19 protein-coding genes are annotated in these 17702 nt (G+C 59.1%); 13 read left to right on the forward strand and 6 right to left on the reverse strand.

Going from position 1 to position 17702, the window contains the following annotated elements; all coding sequences use genetic code 11:
• Positions 1–45 precede the first annotated feature (45 nt).
• The 6 genes from GJQ55_RS12600 (at position 46) to GJQ55_RS12625 (ending at position 5603) form a co-directional block, all read left to right on the forward strand.
• Complete coding sequence (locus GJQ55_RS12600) at positions 46–1155, forward strand: transglycosylase SLT domain-containing protein (RefSeq protein WP_228345316.1); 1110 nt, start codon at positions 46–48, stop codon at positions 1153–1155.
• Between the two features lie 62 nt (positions 1156–1217).
• Positions 1218–2459: a DEAD/DEAH box helicase gene (locus GJQ55_RS12605; protein WP_228345317.1), complete on the forward strand. Its 1242-nt coding sequence runs from the start codon at positions 1218–1220 to the stop codon at positions 2457–2459.
• A 70-nt stretch (positions 2460–2529) separates the two neighbouring features.
• Entirely contained in the window at positions 2530–2715 is a 186-nt protein-coding gene (locus tag GJQ55_RS12610; protein ID WP_228345318.1) for a YnbE family lipoprotein, read from the forward strand.
• 20 nt (positions 2716–2735) lie between these two features.
• Positions 2736–3056 (forward strand): YdbL family probable chaperone protein, encoded by a 321-nt coding sequence (locus tag GJQ55_RS12615; protein WP_228345319.1) that lies wholly within the window; start codon positions 2736–2738, stop codon positions 3054–3056.
• Between the two features lie 12 nt (positions 3057–3068).
• Positions 3069–3665, forward strand: a complete 597-nt coding sequence (locus GJQ55_RS12620; protein WP_228345320.1) for a LemA family protein — start codon at positions 3069–3071, stop codon at positions 3663–3665.
• A 51-nt stretch (positions 3666–3716) separates the two neighbouring features.
• On the forward strand, positions 3717–5603 hold the full coding sequence (locus GJQ55_RS12625; protein WP_228345321.1) for a M48 family metallopeptidase: 1887 nt from the start codon (positions 3717–3719) through the stop codon (positions 5601–5603).
• A 191-nt stretch (positions 5604–5794) separates the two neighbouring features.
• Here the strand turns inward: GJQ55_RS12625 and rpoH are convergent, their stop codons facing one another.
• The 4 genes from rpoH to ftsY all read right to left on the reverse strand — a co-directional run bounded on the left by rpoH (position 5795) and on the right by ftsY (position 9705).
• The gene (gene rpoH, locus GJQ55_RS12630) at positions 5795–6664 is read right to left on the reverse strand and encodes an RNA polymerase sigma factor RpoH (protein ID WP_228345322.1); all 870 of its coding nucleotides are present in this window, start codon (positions 6662–6664) and stop codon (positions 5795–5797) included.
• A 139-nt stretch (positions 6665–6803) separates the two neighbouring features.
• The gene (gene ftsX / locus GJQ55_RS12635; RefSeq protein WP_228345323.1) at positions 6804–7784 is read right to left on the reverse strand and encodes a permease-like cell division protein FtsX; all 981 of its coding nucleotides are present in this window, start codon (positions 7782–7784) and stop codon (positions 6804–6806) included.
• Positions 7774–8457, reverse strand: coding sequence for a cell division ATP-binding protein FtsE (ftsE, locus tag GJQ55_RS12640; protein ID WP_420907167.1), 684 nt, complete (start codon positions 8455–8457; stop codon positions 7774–7776). The genes ftsX and ftsE overlap by 11 nt, the downstream gene beginning before the upstream one ends.
• Positions 8458–8475: 18 nt before the next feature.
• A complete protein-coding gene (gene ftsY / locus GJQ55_RS12645) occupies positions 8476–9705 on the reverse strand; it encodes a signal recognition particle-docking protein FtsY (protein ID WP_228345325.1) in 1230 nt (409 codons plus the stop codon).
• A 142-nt stretch (positions 9706–9847) separates the two neighbouring features.
• On the opposite strand from ftsY, the gene GJQ55_RS12650 reads away from it, so the two are divergent.
• Both GJQ55_RS12650 and rsmD read left to right on the forward strand, forming a co-directional pair.
• On the forward strand, positions 9848–10618 hold the full coding sequence (locus GJQ55_RS12650) for a hypothetical protein (protein WP_228345326.1): 771 nt from the start codon (positions 9848–9850) through the stop codon (positions 10616–10618).
• A 10-nt stretch (positions 10619–10628) separates the two neighbouring features.
• Positions 10629–11183, forward strand: a complete 555-nt coding sequence (gene rsmD / locus GJQ55_RS12655; RefSeq protein ID WP_228345327.1) for a 16S rRNA (guanine(966)-N(2))-methyltransferase RsmD — start codon at positions 10629–10631, stop codon at positions 11181–11183.
• Between the two features lie 2 nt (positions 11184–11185).
• Here the strand turns inward: rsmD and GJQ55_RS12660 are convergent, their stop codons facing one another.
• The gene (locus GJQ55_RS12660) at positions 11186–12235 is read right to left on the reverse strand and encodes a DUF3080 family protein (protein ID WP_228345328.1); all 1050 of its coding nucleotides are present in this window, start codon (positions 12233–12235) and stop codon (positions 11186–11188) included.
• A complete protein-coding gene (locus GJQ55_RS12665; protein ID WP_228345329.1) occupies positions 12216–12899 on the reverse strand; it encodes a TetR/AcrR family transcriptional regulator in 684 nt (227 codons plus the stop codon). Before GJQ55_RS12665 ends, GJQ55_RS12660 begins: the two co-directional genes overlap by 20 nt.
• A 175-nt stretch (positions 12900–13074) precedes the next feature.
• On the opposite strand from GJQ55_RS12665, the gene GJQ55_RS12670 reads away from it, so the two are divergent.
• The 5 genes from GJQ55_RS12670 (at position 13075) to GJQ55_RS12690 (ending at position 17694) form a co-directional block, all read left to right on the forward strand.
• On the forward strand, positions 13075–14523 hold the full coding sequence (locus tag GJQ55_RS12670; RefSeq protein WP_228345330.1) for a coniferyl aldehyde dehydrogenase: 1449 nt from the start codon (positions 13075–13077) through the stop codon (positions 14521–14523).
• A 9-nt stretch (positions 14524–14532) separates the two neighbouring features.
• A complete protein-coding gene (locus tag GJQ55_RS12675; protein ID WP_228345331.1) occupies positions 14533–15081 on the forward strand; it encodes a hypothetical protein in 549 nt (182 codons plus the stop codon).
• 32 nt (positions 15082–15113) lie between these two features.
• Positions 15114–16745: a GMC family oxidoreductase gene (locus tag GJQ55_RS12680; protein ID WP_228345332.1), complete on the forward strand. Its 1632-nt coding sequence runs from the start codon at positions 15114–15116 to the stop codon at positions 16743–16745.
• A 186-nt stretch (positions 16746–16931) separates the two neighbouring features.
• Positions 16932–17411: a pantetheine-phosphate adenylyltransferase gene (coaD, locus tag GJQ55_RS12685; RefSeq protein ID WP_228345333.1), complete on the forward strand. Its 480-nt coding sequence runs from the start codon at positions 16932–16934 to the stop codon at positions 17409–17411.
• A 25-nt stretch (positions 17412–17436) separates the two neighbouring features.
• Positions 17437–17694, forward strand: coding sequence for a YfhL family 4Fe-4S dicluster ferredoxin (locus GJQ55_RS12690; RefSeq protein ID WP_228345334.1), 258 nt, complete (start codon positions 17437–17439; stop codon positions 17692–17694).
• Positions 17695–17702: the final 8 nt, after the last annotated feature.

Here is a 17702-nt window from a genome sequence, read left to right on the forward strand (position 1 = left end):
CTACCCTGCGCCTTTACAATCGTCACCGGATAAGGAATACCGCCCATGCTGAAACGCCGTCTGTTTTTGCAATTGACCGCCAGCCTGCCGGCGCTGCTGTTGTCTGCCGGCAGCCGGGCCGAAACCGAATTTGAACGTTATCAGCGCGAGCAACGCGCCGGCGTGCAGAATATTAAAAACGCCTGGCAGGATTACCGCAGCAATTATCTGGCCGCCTATCGTGATTACCGCCAGCAGCTGGAAAAGGTGTGGAGCAAGCCGGAACTGTCCGACAAAAAAGTCTGGGTCGAATACAGCGATAACCTGCGTACCCGCCGCACCGTCGATTTTGAGCGCAACGAAGTACGTCTGTCGTTCACTGGCGAAGAAGCGGCACGTCTGAGCGATGCCCGTATCCGCGCTGAATTTGAAAAAGTCATTAACGCCAGTCTGGAGCAGGCCTACAAAGCCGACCCGGTGCTGGCCCGTACCGGCGGCGCACAACCACCGGCCAGCCGCCAGCCAGTGGCCGGCATTAAACCGGAACAGATTACCGAACTGTTGCAGCAGGCGCGCCAGCAACAGCAGCGCACCGGCAAAGGCGAGGTGGTGACCATCACCATTCCGCTGAACCGCGATGCCGTACCGCAACGGGCGCAAAACTTCCTGCCCATTGTGAAACAACAGGCGCAAAAATGGCGGGTTGATCCGGCGCTGGTGATGGCCATTATTCAGAATGAATCGTCGTTTAACCCCATGGCCCGCAGCCATATTCCGGCCTTTGGTTTAATGCAGATTGTGCCGGCCAGTGCCGGCCGCGACGCCACCCGCAAAGCCTGGGGCAAAGAAAAACTCCTCACCGGCGCCGAGCTGTTCCGCCCGGAAACCAATATTGAGCTGGGCTGCGCCTATCTGAACATTCTCGATACCCAATACCTGGCTGCCGTAAAAGACCCGCAGAGCCGGCTGTACTGCGTGATTGCCGCCTACAACACCGGCGCTGGTAACGTAGCCCGCTCTTTCACCGGCAATACATCGGTGCGCGATGCCGCTCCGCGCATTAATGCGTTAAGCCCAACTCAGGTATACGCGCATCTGCGCCGCCGCCTGCCCTACGAAGAGACCCGCAACTATCTGGAAAAAGTGAATAAGTCGCTGACCACCTACAAAGCCTGACCCCACCCCGCCATGCTAAACTGAGCGCCATTCCTTTCTGTGCTGGCGCGGAGTTTTACCCCATGACCTTTGCTTCTCTGGGATTGCACGAGCCGTTGCTCGCCACCCTGCATGCGCTTAATTATCAGCAACCCACTGCCGTGCAACAGGCGGCGATTCCGGCCATTCTGGCCGGGCGGGATGTGCTGGCCGGCGCCCAGACCGGCACCGGAAAAACCGCCGCGTTTCTGCTGCCCAAGTTGCAGCAGTTGTTAAATCAGCCGGCAGCCTCTGCCGGACAGCCTTTATTACTGGTGGTCGCACCCACCCGGGAACTGGCCCAGCAGGTCGCCGACAGTGCGCAACGCTACGGCGCTGGCAGCCGATTACGCACCGGCGTGGCCTATGGCGGCGTCAGCCTGCGGCCGCAAATTCAGGCATTACAGGAAGGGCTGGAAATTCTGATCGCCACCCCCGGTCGCTTGCTCGACTTAATCAACCAGCAGGCGCTGACCCTCAGTGCTGTGCAAACCCTGGTACTGGACGAAGCCGACCGTATGCTCGACCTGGGTTTCAGCGATGAAATCCGCGCCCTGCTGAAATTGCTGCCGGCCCAGCGACAAACGCTGTTTTTTTCCGCCACCTTTCCCAAAGCGGTGAAAGACCTGGCCTACAGCCTGCTGCGTGACCCGCAACTGATTGAAGTAACACCGGAAAACAGCACCGTCGACAGCATTAAACAAACGCTGTATCAGCTGGATAAAAAGCGCAAAGCCGCCGCACTGGCCTATCTGATCGGCGCCGGCAACTGGCAGCAGGTGCTGGTGTTTGTGCGCACCAAGCAAGGCGCCGATGCGCTGGTAAAAGAGCTGGCGCTGGACGGCATTAAAGCCGATTCATTGCACGGCGATAAAAGCCAGGGCGCCCGCCAGCGCGCGCTGGACGATTTCAAAGCCGGTGCCATCCGCGCCCTGATCGCCACCGATGTCGCCGCCCGCGGTATCGACATTGTGTCGCTGCCCCATGTGGTGAACTATGAACTGCCATTCAATGCCGAAGACTACGTGCACCGCATTGGCCGCACCGGCCGCGCCGGTAACGATGGTCACGCCATCAGCCTGGTCAGCCGCGATGAAGAAAACTTACTGGCCGGTATCGAACAGCTGATTAAACGGCCGCTGCCGATGATCTGGCTGACCGGTTTTGAACCAGCCTTCGACGAAGACCTGAGCCGTAACGGCAACCCGCGTAAAGCGCGCGCCAAAGCCAAAGCGAAGGCCAAAGCGCAGGCGGTGTACGGTATCCGCAAAACGAAAAAACAATAGGCCAACTGGCATTGCAATCAGCCGCGCGCCGGTTAGAGTAGAACGCACATTACCGAAGGAACGCCCATCCATGCTCCGAACTCACTCCCTGCTGCTGGCCGCGCTGCTGCTGCCACTGAGCGCCTGCACCCTTAAGGTGGCGGCGCCGGAAAAACCCATCACCATCAACCTGAACGTGAAAATCGAACACGAAGTCCGGGTCAAAGTCGAAAAAGACCTGGAAAACCTGTTCGAAGAAGAAAGCGATCTGTTCTGAACCCACGCAAGGAAACTGCCATGCATAAGTTAACCGTATTGCTCGCCGCCCTGCTGGTATCCTTCAGCAGCTGGGCTCTGGAACTGGATGCCGCCAAACAAATGGGGCTGGTCGGTGAACAAACCAACGGCTATCTGGGCCTGATTGCCAGCAGCCATAACGAAGCGGCGGTGCTGGTCAGCGACATCAACCAGCAGCGCAAACAGCGTTATCAGGACATTGCCAACCGCCAGAACACGGCGCTGGCCACCATTGAAAAGCTGGCCGGCGATAAGCTGGTACAAAAAGCCGCGGCCGATGGCCATTACTACCAGACTGCCAGCGGCAGCTGGGCACGTTAAGGAGCGCCCTGAATGGAAACCTCAACCATTGTTTTACTGGTCGTTGTGGCGTTGTTGCTGGTCTACGGCATCAGCATCTACAACACATTGGTAACCCTGAAAAACCGCTACGAAAACGCCTTTGCCCAGATCGAAGTGCAGCTGAAACGCCGTTACGACCTGATCCCGAATCTGGTCGAAACCGCCAAAGCCTACCTGAAGCACGAGCGTGAAACCCTGGAGGCCGTTATCAGCGCGCGTAATCAGGCCATGGCCGGATTGCAGGCAGCCGCCGGTCAGCCGGGTGCGGCCGGAGCCATGAAACAACTGGCCGGCGCCGAAGGCGCACTGGCGGGTGCGCTGGGCCGTCTGAACGTGGTGATGGAAGCTTATCCGGACCTGAAAGCCAACCAGAACATGATGCAGGTGTCGGAAGAACTGACCAGCACTGAAAATAAAGTGGCCTTCGCCCGTCAGGGTTTCAACGATGCCGTAACCGCCTACAACACCTACCGGCAGTCGTTCCCTCCGGTACTGCTGGCCGCTAAATTCGGTCATCCGACCGATGCTACGCTGCTGGAATTTGCCGACAGCGCGCAGATTCAGAGCGCCCCGAAAGTCAGTTTCTGATCGGCCGCCGGGCCACTGCGCCCGGCCACTCCCACCTGCAGGTTGCAGCCTATGGATTTTTTTTCGCATCAGGATCAGGCGCGTAAACGCACCACCCAACTGGTATTGCTGTTCGTTGCCGCCGTAGCGTCGCTGATTGTGGCGCTGAATCTGCTGATTGCGGCGTTGTTTATGGGAGCCGAAGGCAACCCGGACGCCAGTCTCTTTGATTATGTAACGCTGGAACAATGGCTGTGGATCAGCGCCGGCGTGATTGCGGTCATCGGCGGTGCCAGTCTGGTGAAATGGCTGCTGCTGCGCGGCGGCGGCCGGGTGGTGGCCGAATCGCTGGGCGGGCGGTTATTACTGCCCAATACACAGGATTTTTACGAGCGCCGGCTGCTGAACATTGTCGAAGAAATGGCCCTGGCGGCCGGTATGCCGGTACCGCCGGTGTATGTTCTCAGTGATAGCAGCATCAATGCCTTTGCGGCCGGTTATCAGCCCTCTGATGCGGTGATTGGCGTCACCCAGGGTTGCATGGAGCAGCTCAGCCGCGACCAGCTGCAGGGCGTGGTGGCGCATGAATTCAGCCACATTCTGAACGGCGATATGCGCCTGAATATCCGCCTGATGGCGGTGCTGTTCGGATTGCTGTTTATTGCCCTGATCGGGCGCTTCATGCTGGAAGCCTCAGCCCGGGGTTCGCGCGTACGCACCAGTAATAAAAATAATGGCGCCGCGGTATTTATGCTGCTGGGGCTGGGGTTGCTGATTATCGGTTACGGCGGCGTGCTGTTCGGCAACCTGATCAAAGCGGCGGTGTCGCGCCAGCGCGAATTTCTGGCCGACGCTTCGGCCGTGCAGTTTACCCGCAACCCCGCCAGCATCAGCGGTGCGCTGAAAGTGATCGGTTATGGCAGTGGCAGCGAAATCAGCAGCCCCGAGCGGGAAGAAACCGCGCATCTGTTTTTTGGCCAGGCCATTCCCTTTCATATCCGCCTGTTTGCCACTCACCCACCACTGGAAGAACGTATCCGCCGCGTCGATCCACGCTGGGATGGCCGCTATCTGCCGCCGCAAACCCGGCAGGCCGCCGAACAGGAAACTCCGGCCGCCGTGCCCGCCGGCACAGCCCAAAGCGCCGGGCTCAGTGCGCTGGCGGCCACCGCCGCCATTGCCGATGCCATCGGCACTTCTCAGTCAGCAGATACCACGCCGTCCAGCGCTGACGCCTGGCCCATGCTGCTGGAGACGGCCCACGACAGTTATCAGGTACGCGCCTTAATCTGCACGCTGCTGCTGGCCGATCCCAGGCGGCCGGTGCACGAACAACAGCTGGAGCTGCTGCGGGTACAGCAGGGGCAGGATTTTTACCGGCAGGTATTACGCCTGCTGCCGCCTACGCAAACACTGCGGCCAGAGCAACGCCTGCCTTTGGTGGAACGCGCCATGCCGGCGCTGAAACAACTGTCGGCGCCGCAGTATCAGGATTTCCGCCAGACCTTAATGCAACTGGCCAAAGCCGATGGCGAAATTGATATTTTTGAATGGTGCCTGTACCGGCTGATTCTGCAGTATCTGAACCCGCACTTCGGAGAAGTACGGCCGTTAGCGGCACGCTACAGCGCAGTGAAGGATATCCGTGACGAAACGGCCACGGTGTTATCCGTTCTGGTGCACTTCGGTCACGACACCGGCGAAGCCGCCGCCCAGGCTTTCGATAAAGCCTGCACCGCCGCAGGCTTTACCGGCCTGCAGCTGCAACCCCGCAGCAACAGCCTGAAACCGCTGAATCTGGCGCTCAGCAAACTGAGTGAAGCCTACCCACACCTGAAAGGCCGCCTGATCAAAGCCATGCAGGCCGCCATTCACAGCGATGGCGAGCTGCGAGCGGTGGAGCTGGATCTGGTCCGCACCATCGCGGCCATTATGGAAGTGCCGGTGACGCTGGATTGATGCGGCTTCCGGGGACGACTTAGTTTCGGATTACAGCTCACAGACACGCCGTAAATACTTCCCTGTAGGCTCGAATGCCGCATCCATGCGGCATACGGTCTGATCACTGTATTCCAAAACATCGCTGCGGAAGCCGCACCAATAAAAACGGCCTGCAGTGCAGGCCGTTGTCGTCAGAACCAAAAGCCCACTCAGGCAGGCAATAACGCGCCACCCATAGCGTCTTTCAGCTTCTTCATGGCGTTCTTTTCCAGCTGGCGGATACGCTCAGCCGAAACGTTATAAATGGCTGCCAGATCGTGCAGTGTGGACTTTTCATCCGCCAGCCAGCGCTGTTGCAGAATGGCACGGCTGCGTTCGTCCAGCTGGGCCAATGCCACATGCAGACGGTCGCTGGCGTCCTGCTCGAAATTATCGCTTTCCACCTGCAGTGCCGGGTCGGCGCTGTGGTCTTCCAGATAATAGGCCGGGGCTTTGTAGGCGGTTTCGTCGTCGTCATCAACACCGGCATCAAAGGCGGCATCGTGCGCGTGTAAACGACCTTCCATTTCAAACACGGTGCGGGTTTCCACGCCCAGATCATCGGCAATGGATTGCGCCTCAGCCTGGCTCAGCCAGCCTAAACGCTTTTTCTGACTGCGCAGGTTAAAGAACAGTTTGCGCTGCGCCTTGGTGGTGGCCACTTTCACGATGCGCCAGTTGCGCAGAATAAACTCGTGAATTTCGGCTTTGATCCAGTGCACCGCAAAAGACACCAGACGCACGCCCACTTCCGGGTTAAAGCGTTTCACCGCTTTCATCAGGCCGACGTTACCTTCCTGAATCAGGTCTGCCTGATTCAGGCCATAACCTGAGTAGCTGCGGGCAATGTGCACCACAAAACGCAGGTGTGACATAACCAATAAGCGGGCGGCTTCCAGATCCTGATGATAATGCAGACGATCAGCGAGTTCGCGCTCCTGCTCCGGAGTGAGAACCGGAATGGCGCTGACAGTGCTGATGTAAGACTCCAGATTGGCGCCGGGAGTCAGAGCATTGACCGCTTGCAAAGCTTTATTCATAGGGCTCTCCTGTAGTTGTTTGCCGGGCCTGTCATAACCACCGGCAATCAATGTGGCGACTGAGTTTAGCACTGCGCATTCAGACCGCCAACGGCCTTAACAGTTCAATTATGGAACAATCAGGCTCAAAAATTATTGATCAGGGTTCAATCTGATCTAAATGCCGGCTCACTGACCACCAGGCACCCAGCCACCCCAGCAGCATGGCGCTCAGCAGCAACACCATGGCGGCACCGGCATCCAGCGGCTGCAGCACAAAGGCCGAACCATACAGCTGCGCCAGGTCCGCCACCGGTCCACGCAGCACCAGCCAGCAGATAATCAGCAGCAACCAGGCCAGTAAGCCGCCCACCATGCCGTACCAGAGGCCGGTGTATAAAAACGGCCGCCGCACCCAGGCGTTGGTACCGCCCACCAGTTTGACCACGCGGATTTCATCGACCCGGGCGGCGATGGCCAGACGGATGGTATTACCCACCACCAGCAGAATGGCCAGCGCCAGCAATAAGCCCAGCACGCCAATCAGACGCTCGGCCAGCGCCAGCATGGCCAGCAGCCGTTCGACCCAGGCCATGTCCACCTGCACGCTGTCGACCAGATGGTAAGACTTCAGCTGCTCCAGCAGCTCTAATAACTGCGCCTGCTGCAAACCGAGCGGTGGCTCGACCAGAATGACCGATGGCAGCGGGTTTTGCGGCAGAAAATCCAGTGCCGCTTCCAGACCGCTGTTGGTGCGGAATTCATCCAGCACGGTATCGGCATCAATAAATTCGGTGGACGCTACCGACTCCAGCCCGGCAAGACGGTCGCTTAACGCTTGTCCGTCTGTGGCCGGGGTTTGCGGGGTTAAATAAAGGGTGATGCGCCCGGATTCCTGAAAGCGGCCACTCAGCTGTTCCATATTATCCAGCGCCATCCACAACGCGCCGGGCAGGGTCAGGGAAATCGCAATCACCAGCCAGGTGAGCAGACTGCCGAGCGGATTGGCGAGCAATTTCAGCAGAGTTTCCACGGCCACCAGCTGATGATGGGCCAGCCAGGCACTGAGGCGTTTGCTGAGGCCAATTTCCTGCAACGATGCACCACTGGGCGGGGTTTTCTGGGTACGGTTATCCGACATGCCAGTCTCCTGCGCCGCCGGCTTCGTGCATCTGGCCGTGGTCGAGAATAATGCGCCGGCTGCCCATGCGTTCAACTAAGGCAATATCGTGGGTGGCGATCAGTACCGTTACGCCGACCTGCTGAAAGCGGGCAAACAAATTCATGATTTCAGCGGAAAGTTCCGGGTCAAGGTTACCGGTTGGTTCATCCGCCAGCAGCAGCGCCGGCTTGTTCACCACCGCCCGGGCGATGCCGACCCGTTGCTGTTCGCCGCCCGATAATTCAATGGGGTTGCGCTTTTCCATACCCAGCAGACCGACCGAATCGAGGGCGGCACGCACCCGCCGGCCCGCTTCCGCCGGGGTGTAACCGGCAATCTGCAGTGGCAGGGCGACGTTTTCATACACCGAGCGGTCAAACAGCAACTGGTGATTCTGGAACACCACGCCGACTTTGCGGCGGTGGTAAGGGATCTGCCCGGATGACATACGGCCGAGGTTCTGGCCATCCACGAACACCTGCCCGCGCGACGGCCGCTCCATCAGCATCATCAGTTTCAGCAGCGTACTTTTACCGGCCCCGCTGTGGCCGGTTAAAAAAGCAAACTCGCCGCGCTGCAGTTCAAAGCTGACGCCGGTCAGCGCTTCCTTGCCGCCGGGGTAGCGTTTGCTGACCCGGTCGAACCTTACCATGGGCATAGGCGTTCCCGTTTAGCCGGCCTGTTCCTGCTGGAACAGGGCTTTGGTGAATTCTTCAGCGTTGAACGGGCGCAGGTCATCAATGCCTTCGCCAACGCCGATGTAACGCACCGGCAGTTCAAACTGCTGCGCCAGTGCAAAGATGATCCCGCCTTTGGCGGTGCCATCGAGTTTGGTCAGGGTTAAGCCGGTGACCCCAACAGCGGCCTGGAATTGTTTGGCCTGATTAATGGCGTTCTGACCGGTACCGGCATCCAGTACCAGCATCACTTCATGCGGGGCGGTCGGGTCGAGTTTTTTCATCACCCGCACCACTTTTTCCAGCTCCTGCATCAGGTTGTCTTTGGTGTGCAGACGGCCGGCGGTGTCGGCAATCAGTATATCGACCTTACGCGCCTGCGCCGCCTGCAGCGCATCGAACAGCACCGAGGCGGAATCGGCACCGGTGTGCTGGGCAATCACCGGCACGTTGTTGCGCTCGCCCCACACCTGCAGCTGCTCAACCGCGGCGGCCCGGAAGGTATCGCCGGCAGCCAGCATCACGCTTTTACCGGCCTGCTGAAATTGCTTGGCCAGCTTGCCGATGGTGGTGGTTTTGCCCACGCCGTTAATGCCGACCATCAGAATCACATAGGGTTTGTGGCCGGCGTTAATGTCCAGCGGCGCCTGTACTTTTTCGAGCGTTTCCTGCAGCTCAGCAATTAAAGCGTTGTACAGCGCGCCGGAATCCTTCAGCTCTTTGCGGCCAACCCGGGCGGTTAAACGGGCCATGATGGCGCGGGTGGTTTCCACGCCAACGTCCGCCATGATCAACTGGGTTTCCAGCTCTTCCAGCAGATCGTCATCAATTTCTTTTTTGCCCAGCAGCAGATTGGCCAACCCATCGGTAAAGCCGTGGCGGGTTTTGCTTAACCCGGCGCGGATACGGCTGAAAAAACCAGGCTTTTTCTGGTTATCCAGCGGTTTATCCTGCGGTTGCTCGGTCGGCTGTGCCGGTGCGTCAACCGGTTCGGGACTGGCGGCAGGTTCGGGGGCGGCTACCGGGGTAACCTTATATTCGGCACGATCTTCGGTATTTACCTGATTAGCGACATCTGCCCCGGTGGTTTCTGCAGCCTCGGCGGTTACCGTACCGGTATCGGTAGCAGACTGGCCGGATTCCGTCTCTGCCGGCGCCGCTTCAGGTTGCTTAGGCTCTGCTTCTGCGGCGGCCGCTTTTTTGCGTTTAAAAAAATCAAACATGCTCAAATCCGTACTCTTTGCGCTACTCGGTGCAACCCCATCAGGGGCAGATTCCGGCCGGCGGTGTCAGCGGATCATTCCACACCGGGCGGGCGGCCGTTATCCTACCATCATTCCCCCGGAATCCTAACGGCAGCACCCCATGTTTCACGGACTCAGCCGCACCACTCTGAACATTATTGTTTTTCTCTGCCTGCTGCTGATCAGCTGGATTCATCTTGGTGGCCGTGATGCCGAAGAGCAGCCACTGGAGGCCTTGCACCTGCCAGAGCTGAGCGCCGCCGGTTGGTCTTTCTGGCCGAATACCGAACAGGTCAGTGTCTGGTTACGTGCCGGCGGCACCCTCAGCGGTGGCCGGCTGCAGTTACGCAGCCAGCACGGGGCGCAGACATTGACGCTGCCCACGCAGAACTGGCTGCCGGCATTGCAACAGGCGTTACCAACACTGGCGCAGAATGAACCAGCCGTGATTGTTATCAGCGGCCCCTGGCCGGCCAGTGAACAACAGTTAATAGCGGCCTTTTTAATCCGTGAGCAGCATTTGCAGCCTTTAACCCGGACCGTTAACGACTGGCCGGCCTGTCTGCGTGAACACCCCGCCGGCGCACTGTGGCTGGGCCAGCAATATGGCTTAGCGTGGACGGCGCTGGCCCAGCTGCCGGAAACACTGACGAACCAGCCGCTGCCCATTCTGCCGACCCGCGACCAATGGGCGCAGTGGCGACTGCAGCACAGCCGGCAGCTGCGCCAACAATGGCAGGATGAGCAAGGCCAGATCGACATTCAGGCCGCACTTGCCTACCATCGCCTCCCCGCGGATACCTACCAGCTGCTGTACAACGCGCTGAGTGACGCGCAGAAAACCGCGCCGGCCACGACCCTGAATTGTTTGGCATCCCGGCCCCTGAATTGAGAACTTTCGTATGAGCAAAATTCCGTCGCAGCAATTACGCATTATCGGTGGCCAGTGGCGTTCGCGCCGGCTGCGTTTTCCCGCCATCGACGGTCTGCGCCCCACCCTCGACCGTATCCGTGAAACCGTCTTTAACTGGCTGCAGTTTGATGTCGAAGGTGCGCGCGTGCTGGATGCCTTCGCCGGCAGTGGCGCGCTGGGGTTTGAGGCGCTGTCACGCGGCGCCAAAGAAGTGATTTTTCTGGAAAAGCATCCGGCCGCGGCGTTGCAGTTAAAAGACAATCTGCAGTTACTGGAGGCACGCAACGCGCAGGTGTGGGCCGGCGATGCGCTCCTGTGGCTGGAACAGAATCCGGAGCCGTTCGATCTGGTCTTTCTCGACCCGCCGTTCCATAAAAACCTGCTGCAACCGGCCATTGATGCGCTACGCCTGCTGCCCGGCGCGCTGATTTATGTGGAACACGAAGCCAGCCTGCAACCGCAGTGGCCGGCCAACTGGCAGGAGCGCAAAAGCAAAGCCACCAAAGAATTCTGCTTCCGGCTGTTTGAAGTCGTGGCGGCTTAAGGTTATTGCCCCGGCATCATCCCGCACTGCCGCAGCTGCGCCTGCCAGGCTTTCACGTGGCGCTGGTTGGCCTGCGCCAGTTCGTGGCGGAGGCGTTGTAATTCTGCCAGCCAGTCAGAAAATCCCGCTGGCGCTTCCGGCATAAGCAACGCCATCTGTTCCAGCCGCGGCAACAGCTCCCGCCCCACCCGATCGGTCACCGCCAGGTAGGGCTGCACCTCACCGGCGTAAAACTTCACAAATACGTTCTGCAGTATTTTGGCACTGGCCGTTGGCTTGCCAGCCGGGCATAAGCCACCGCGCTGCAGCCGCTGTTCCAGCACGGCCGCACTCTGGTGCAACGCCGGAATCAGCGCATAGGTACTGCTGAGCCAGCGCCCCAGCAGCTTGCCCTGCCCCAGTTGCTGCAGATGCGCTTCTGACATTGTGCTGCCCTGCAGTGCCGCGGCCAGCTCGTCACGCTGCAGCTGACCAGCCTGCGCCAGAGCAAAATCGAGCGCCAGCAAGGTGCTTTCCAGCGCCGCCGGCTCCTGTGCCATCCAGTCCAGCGGCGTGTGGCTGCCGCTGAATTGCTGCCATTCGTCACTGCCGGGCCAGGCGTTCCACCAGTAATGCAGCCGCGCGGCCTGTTTCTGCGCCAGGGCCGTTGCTAGTTTCGCCGCCAAACGCTCATCGCCATCCTGCTGTAAGGCGGCCACACAGGCCGGGCCGTGAGTCAGGAGTTCCAGTTCCATCAATAATTGCTGGCTGGGCAGCGCCACGCGCCCCAGGCTGCTGTTTTTCTGCGCCACCGTCAGACCAATACGGCACTGATCCAGCCGCAGCAATTCCAGCAGATTGATATCGGCCTGCGGCAGCGCTAAACGGTTGTGTTGCACCGGGCGGCGCGCCACCCGGGTAACGCTCTGCGCCGTCGTTTGTTCATCCAGCACCCGGTTCAGGCGGGCCTGATAATCGTCCAGCTGGTCATTAACGCTGGTGCAGCCGCTGCTGGCAGCCACCAGCAGCAACAGACCGGCCAGGGCGTAATAACTAGACCGCAGCCGCTTCATCCTCAGCTCCGGGAGTCAGAAAATCCGGCCGCGGCATAAAGGTCGCCTGCAGCTCATTCATCACCTCGCGGTACTGCTCGGTCAGATAGGGGCGCTCCAGGGTAAACACCTGATAAATACCGGCCTGCAGCTGCGCCGGGGAAATACTGTCGCTGTCGTGACGCAACAAATTGCAGCGTAAAAACGAAAACCAGGAGGTCACCACAATCCAGGTGTTCAGCGCCAGCGCCACCACATCCTCTTCGCTGACGCGGATAATGCCGGCTTCGCCCAGGCCACGGAAAATGGCTTGTACGCGCAGCTGGCAGGTACGGAAAAACTGCCGGTAACGGGCGTGCAGCTGCGGGTCTTCCAGCAACAGATGCTCCATATCGCGGTGCATAAAACGGTAATCCCACAGGCCCCGGAAAATGGCCTGCAGGTAGTTGAGCTTATCCATGGGTTGCAGGGTACGGTTGGCCGGTACCTGCAGAATCCCCAGCACCCGCGCTTCGTAGCGTTCAAACAGGGCAAAAATAATCGCCTGCTTATTTTTGAAGTGGTAGTACAGATTACCCGGTGAAATCTGCAGATGGGCGGCGATGTGATTGGTGGTGACTTTGCGCTCGCCCAGTTCGTTAAACAGCGCCAGCGCCGCGTCCAGAATGCGTTCTTTGGTACTCATCGGGGTTCCGTTTCAAGGCCTGTTACCCATCTGCCGACGGGTCGGTTTTTATCTGCCGCCAGCCTCACACAATCTGGCCGCAAATGCCACGCTGCCACACTTGATCTTTTAGAGCAATGGCTCTAATAATGCCGGAAACCATAATAATCATCTGCCCAACGCTCAGGAGCCCGCCATGGTTGCCACCGTTACGTCCTTGCAGACCCCGCAACAGGATCAGGAACTGCAACGTCTGCAGCATATTTTTGCCGAGCAACGCCAGGCGTTCCGCCAGCAACCGATGCCGGATGCCGCCAGCCGTATTGCCGACCTGCAACGTTTGAAGGCCGTGGTGCTGAAGTACCAGGACGAGCTGGCCAGCGCCGTGAATCAGGATTTCAGCTGCCGCTCCAAAGACGAAACCCTGATCGCCGAAATCATGACCAGCGTGCAGGGTATTAACTACGCCTGCCGCCGGCTGCGTGGCTGGATGAAACCCTCGAAGCGCCATGTGCACATGTTGTTTGCACCATCGCATAACCAGGTGGTGTACCAGCCACTGGGCGTGATCGGCATCATGGTGCCCTGGAACTACCCGGTGCAGCTGACCCTGCTGCCACTGATGACCGCGCTGGCGGCGGGCAACCGCGCCATGATCAAGCTGTCGGAATTCACCCCGGCCACCAATAAAGCCCTGAAAGCCATGCTGGCCGAAGTATTCAGCGAGCAGCAGGTCGCCGTTATTGAAGGCGAAGTGGACGTCTCTTCGGCCTTTGCCGAAACCCCCTGGGATCATCTGATATTTACCGGCTCCACCGCGGTGGGCAAAATTGTGATGAGCGCGGCGGCGAAAAACCTGACCCCGGTCACGCTGGAGCTGGGCGGCAAATCTCCTGCCATTATCGCCCCCGGCGCCAATATGAAAGATGCCGTCGAGCGCATCTGTTTCGGCAAATCCCTGAACGCCGGCCAGACCTGTATTGCCCCCGATTACGTCCTGCTGCCGGCCGGTCAGGAACAGGCTTTTATCGACACCTATCAGGCTACTTTTGCGCGCATGTACCCGACCCTGCGTGACAACAATGATTACACCGCCATCATCAACGAACGCCAGCAGCAGCGTCTGCAAGCCTGGGTAAAAGAGGCCGCCGACAAAGGCGCCAACATCACCGTAATAAACCCGGCCAACGAAGATTTCAGCGGTACGCGCAAAATGCCGCTGCACATTGTTCAGAACGGCACCGCCGACATGAAAGTGATGCAGGAAGAACTGTTCGGCCCGATCCTGCCCATCGTGCCGTACCGCTCGCTGGATGACGCCATCGGCTATGTCAACGACCGCGACCGGCCGCTGGCGCTGTATTTCTTCAGCTACAACAAAGCCGAGCAGCAGCAGATTCTGCAACGCACCCACGCCGGCGGTGTGACCATCAACGACACCTTAATGCACATCGCCCAGGACGATATGCCCTTTGGCGGCATCGGCCCTTCCGGCATGGGTCACTACCACGGTAAAGAAGGCTTTGTGGCGCTGTCGAAGGCCAAAGCGGTGCACCGCAAAGGCCGGTTTAACAGTGGCATGTTCATCTACCCGCCTTACGGCGGCGCGATTCAGGCCCTGATCCGTAAGCTCTTTATCCGCTGAGATTTTTGTATGCTGAAAACAATAACAACAACCCGGCGTGGTTTTATGCAGCTGAGCGCCAGCTCAGCAGCGGTTCTCACCCTCGGCGCCTCCATCGCCGGTCTGACCGGCTGCAGCAAAGCACCGGTGGCCAGCGGCTATAAGGTGTTGCGCCCGGGTGATATTGAGATTCTGCGCGCCCTGGCACCGGTGATTCTGGGCGGCAGCTACCCGGGCAGCCTGCAGGACAAAGCGCCGGACACCCTGCTGCATGCACTGGATTCACTGGTACTGACCCTGCAGGACTACGCCCGCAGCCAGCTGGTGATGCTGTTTGATGCCCTTCAGGTTGCACCGGTGCGTGCCCTGATGGGCGCGCCCTGGACAGGCTGGAACGAGATGCCGGCGGACGATATTGAAGCCTTCCTGCACAGCTGGAAAACCAGCCGCATTCAGCTGAAACGTATGGGTTATGGCTCATTGTGCAAACTGCTGACCATGTGCTGGTACAGCCAGCCGGCCACCTTTGCGCTGACCGGCTACCCCGGTATGCCGCAGAAAATTCCGGCCCACAGCTGATTCCGGCCCCCAGAATAATAAGAGAATCCGATATGCAGAATCACACCCCCCGCCAACCCCATATTCCCGTGGTGGCCGGCATTAAAGACCCGATCCGTGACGGCATCCGCAGCGGCTGGAACGTGCGCGCCTCCACCAGCATCGCCGATGGCACGGTGCTGGAAGCCGATGTCATTATTATTGGTACCGGTGCCGGTGGCGGCACCACGGCGGAAATTCTCGCCAACGCCGGCCTGAAGGTGCTGATGCTGGAAGAAGGCCCACTGAAAAGCAGCGACGACTTCCGCATGGACGAACGCGAAGCCTACCGCGATCTGTATCAGGAAAGCGCCGGGCGCATGAGCAAAGACGGCGCCATGTCGATCCTGCAGGGCCGCTGCGTGGGCGGCACCACAGTGATTAACTGGACCTCCAGCTTCCGCACCCCGGAGCCGACGCTGCAACACTGGGCCAGCGAGTTCGGCGTGCAGGGCATGAGCAGTGCGGAAATGGCGCCCTGGTTTGAAACCATGGAACAGCGCCTGAGTGTGGCCCCCTGGCAGATTCCGGCCAACCCCAATAACGCCGTCCTCAGTCGTGGTGCTACCTCACTGGGCATCGACTGGCAGACGATTCCGCGTAACGTCTCGGCCTGCTGGAACCTGGGTTACTGCGGTACCGGCTGCCCCACCAACGCCAAACAGTCCATGCTGGTCACCACCATTCCGGCGGCGCTGCAGCAGGGTTCTGAACTGGTGTACAGCGCCCGTGCCGAGCGCCTGATTATGGACGGCCGCAAAGTGCTGGGCGTGGACATCACCGCCCTGAACGACGACTACCAGCCCAGCGGCAGCCGTCTGGTGGCCAAAGCGCCGCACGTCATCATGGCCTGTGGCGCCATAAATGGCCCGGCACTGCTGCTGCGCTCAAAAGCCCCCGATCCGCACCAGCGCATCGGCAAGCGCACGTTCTTCCACCCCACCACCTTCTGCTTTGCCGAGTTCGATGAACTGATCGATCCGTACTACGGTGCGCCGCAGTCGATTTACTCCGATCATTTTCAGTGGCCGTCAGTTACCGGTCCGGTTGGTTACAAACTGGAAGTACCACCACTGCAGCCGGGCTTAACCTCGGTGTTGCTGCTGGGGCATGGGCATCAACATTTTTCGGATATTCAGAAACTGCCCAACCTGCACGCCATGATTGCCCTGCTGCGCGATGGCTTCCACCCGCACAGCGAAGGCGGCAGCATTGAACTGGCCGGCGATGGCACGCCGATTATCGACTACGTCATCAACGATTACCTGTGGGATGGCGTGCGCCGCTCCTGGCTGAGCATGGCGGAAATCCAGTTCGCCGCCGGTGCCAAATCGGTGCGGGTCTCGCACGTGGATTCGCCCTGGTTTACCAGCTGGGAAGAAGCCAAAGCCGGCATTAACGCGCTGGAATTCCGTTCCAATGCCTTTACCGCCGGCTCCGCTCACTGCATGGGCGGGCTGGCCATGGGCGAAGACACCACCCGCTGCGTGGTCGACAGCGATGGCAAATACCACCACCTCGACAACCTCTACGTATTCGACGGTTCGGTATTCCCCACCAGCATTGGTGCCAACCCGCAGCTGTCGATTTACGGCATGGCCTGCAAGCAGGCCAACAAGTTGCTGGAGAAATTGCAGCAAGGTTGAGGGTGGGTGTTGAGGGTTAGGCGTTCAGGGTTCAGCGAGCCCGGAGCCAAACACCCAGGCGCGCCTAACGCTGAACGCCCAACCTTGAACGATATAGCCTCTCGTCAACGCCCCGCATCTGGCGCTATCTGCGCCTTTTGTTTACTATGCGCCGCATTTACTGCCCCTAAAACAGGCTGCTCTGTTATGAATACTGTGGTTTACCCCGGCACTTTTGATCCGATTACCAATGGCCATACTGATCTGGTTGAACGCGCCGCGCGCCTGTTCGACCACATTATTATTGCCGTGGCCGATAACCCGAAAAAGCGTCCGCTGCTGGATCTGGAAACCCGGGTGGATCTGGCCAAAAGCGTGCTGGGCCATCTGGCCAATGTCGAAGTCGTCGGTTTTAACAACCTGTTGGCCGACTTCGTCAAAGAACGCAACGCCAAAGTGATTTTGCGCGGCCTGCGTGCGGTGTCGGATTTTGAGTACGAATTCCAGCTGGCCAATATGAACCGGGTACTGGCCCCCAATGTGGAAAGCCTGTTTCTGACCCCGTCCGAACAGTATTCCTATATTTCATCTACCATAGTGCGGGAAGTGTCTGCACTGGGCGGCGATGTCAGCAATTTTGTGCATCCGCTGGTAGCCAAAACCCTGAAAAAATACGCGACCCTCTAATAAACGCCCCTGACGGAGGTATGTCATGGCACTGATTATTACAGACGAATGCATCAACTGTGATGTGTGTGAACCGGAATGCCCGAACGAGGCCATTTCCGCCGGCGAAGAAATCTATGTGATTGATCCGTCCAAGTGCACCGAATGCGTTGGCCATTACGATGAACCGCAATGTCAGCTGGTGTGCCCGGTCGATTGCATTCCGCAAGACCCGGAGCGCATGGAAACCCAGGAAGAACTGGAAGCCAAATACGAAAAACTGACCGGCAAGAAAATCGCCTGATTTTCACC

The sequence above is a fragment of the Venatoribacter cucullus genome (genome assembly GCF_016132445.1).
Lineage (GTDB): Bacteria > Pseudomonadota > Gammaproteobacteria > Pseudomonadales > Oceanobacteraceae > Venatoribacter > Venatoribacter cucullus.